We start from the raw sequence: 2,097 nt of genomic DNA, 5'->3' as shown, positions 1-2,097 counted from the left end.
CGGAGCACGAGCTCCGGGCGCCTTCGTGCGTGCGGCACCGTCGTGCGGGTGGGACCGTCCCTGGCTCAGACGGACCCTGACGGAGCCTTTCCGTCGGAGGGCGCCGTGCTGCCGCGCAATACCAGCGACCCGGGGGAGACCGAGGTGTACGGGCCGGCATGGTCCGGCTTGGTCTTGAGCCGACGCATCAGCCAGAGCGCGCAGCCGGTGGCCATCTCCTGGATCGGCAGGCCGATCGTGGTGAGTCCGGGACCCCACCAGGAGAACCCGGGCTCGTCCCCGAAACCGACCACGGACAGTTCCCCGGGCACCTTCACGCCCTGCTCGGACAACTCCTCCAGGACCCCCCGAGTGAGCTGGATCGATCCCAGTACCAGAGCGGTGGGCGCCTCCGGGCCCGTCAGCAGCCGGCGCACCGCCTGGCGGCCGTGGTTCACCGACGACGGCGGGCCCAGCTCCGTACGCCCGCCGTCGGCCGGCAATCCGCCCTCGGCCAGGGCGCTGCGAAAGCCGCGCAGACGCTCCGCGCCGGTGGGCAGCTCCTCGGGTCCGCCCAGATACGCGATGCGCGTGTGGCCCAGCGCCACCAGATGCGCCGTGGCCTGACGCAGGGCCTCGTGGTCGTCCACACCGAACCACTGGGAACCGAGCGACGGATGGTGGCGCAGCAACTGGAGGTGCGGCAGGCCGCGCAGGAGCTTGACCGACTCGCTGTGTGGGCGTGCGGTGGGCACGATGATGACGCCGGCCACACGGTTCGCGGACAGCTCCCGCAGGTGGCGCAGCTCCATCGTCCGGTCGTCGTCGGTCTCCGAGAGCATCAGCTGGAAGCCCTCGGCCTCCATGTTCTTGGACAGCTCGTGCGCGATCGTCGAGTAGAAGCTGTTGCGGATGTCCGGGATCACCAGTGCGACCACGTTGCTGGACGCTCCGCGCATCATCCGGGCCGCGCGGTTGCCGACGTACCCCATCTCGGAAGCGGCCTGGCGGACCCGGAACTTGGTCTCCTCGCTGATGCGGGGATCGTCGGAGAGGGCCCGGCCGACCGTCGAGACGGAGATTCCGAGGCGTTCGGCGATGTCCCTGGTCGTGATCACGTAAGGGCCCCCTCGAGCTGGCTGATCCCGCTGCCGTCACTTTCCGTATGCCAACGATAGCACTTGCGTTGCGCTCCGTGGTCGGAGAGGTGGCGGCATCGGGTTGATCATCGTCTTTGTGCTAACGTTAGCATTGCTGGATGGGCCGTGCAGTCGTTGTCGGCTGCCTAGTTGCGGAGGTGTCCGTGCGGATCGTCAGGTATGCCGTCGACGGTGTGCGTCACTACGGGGAATTCGAAGCGGATGACTCCGGGATCGCGCGATTCGAGGGCGATCCCTTCACCGGGTTGTCCCCTACAGGGCGCATCGACGAAGTCGGCGACGTGGTCGTTCTCCCGCCGCTCGAGGCGCCCCGGATCTTCGGGTTCGCCTATAACTACGCCTCACACGTCGACGAGACCGACCGTGAGGTTCCGGAAGTCCCCGTGTGCTTCATGAAGCCGAGCACCGCGGTGATCGGACCGGATGAGGCAATCGTTTATCCGGCAGATGGCGAACTGGTCCATTTCGAAGGCGAGTTGGTCGTCGTCATCGGAAAGAGAGCCCGCCATGTGAAGCCTTCCGAGGCCCATGAGTACATCCTCGGCTATACGTGCGGCAATGACGTCAGCGACCGCATCGTGCAGCGTAAGGAAAGCGCATACGGCACACTGCTGATCGGCAAGGGACAGGACACGTTCGCTCCCCTCGGGCCGGTCATCGCGACCGGACTCGACCCGTCGGCACTGCGGCTGACGACCCGTGTGAACGGCGCCGTCACGCAGGCGGCGAGCACCGCCGACCTGCTGCTCGCCGTTCCCGACCTGGTCAGCTACCTCAGCCGGCATCTGACGCTGCTGCCCGGAGACGCGATCATGACCGGGACTCCTGCCGGTGTCGGGCCGATCCGCCCCGGGGACGAGGTCGAGGTGGAGATCGAGGGCATCGGCGTGCTGCGCAATCCGGTCGTGGCCGAGAGTCTCTGACTCCGGACGCCCACCACCTACATCACAGGGCCTGC

At 67.5% G+C, this 2,097-nt stretch carries 2 protein-coding genes; one reads left to right on the top strand and one right to left on the bottom strand.

What is annotated here, in order from left to right:
• Positions 1-65: 65 nt before the first annotated feature.
• A complete protein-coding gene (locus AB0J04_RS45940) occupies positions 66-1,097 on the bottom strand; it encodes a LacI family DNA-binding transcriptional regulator (RefSeq protein ID WP_363174697.1) in 1,032 nt (343 codons plus the stop codon).
• 185 nt (positions 1,098-1,282) lie between these two features.
• Here AB0J04_RS45940 and AB0J04_RS45935 point away from each other — a divergent pair, with 185 nt between their 5' ends.
• Positions 1,283-2,062, top strand: a complete 780-nt coding sequence (locus AB0J04_RS45935) for a fumarylacetoacetate hydrolase family protein (RefSeq protein ID WP_363174695.1) — start codon at positions 1,283-1,285, stop codon at positions 2,060-2,062.
• The last annotated feature ends 35 nt before the right edge of the window (positions 2,063-2,097 follow it).

Origin of the sequence: Streptomyces sp. NPDC050263, from assembly GCF_040655955.1 — a bacterium.
GTDB lineage: Bacteria > Actinomycetota > Actinomycetes > Streptomycetales > Streptomycetaceae > Streptomyces.
This window is presented reverse-complemented; position numbering and strand designations above follow the sequence as displayed.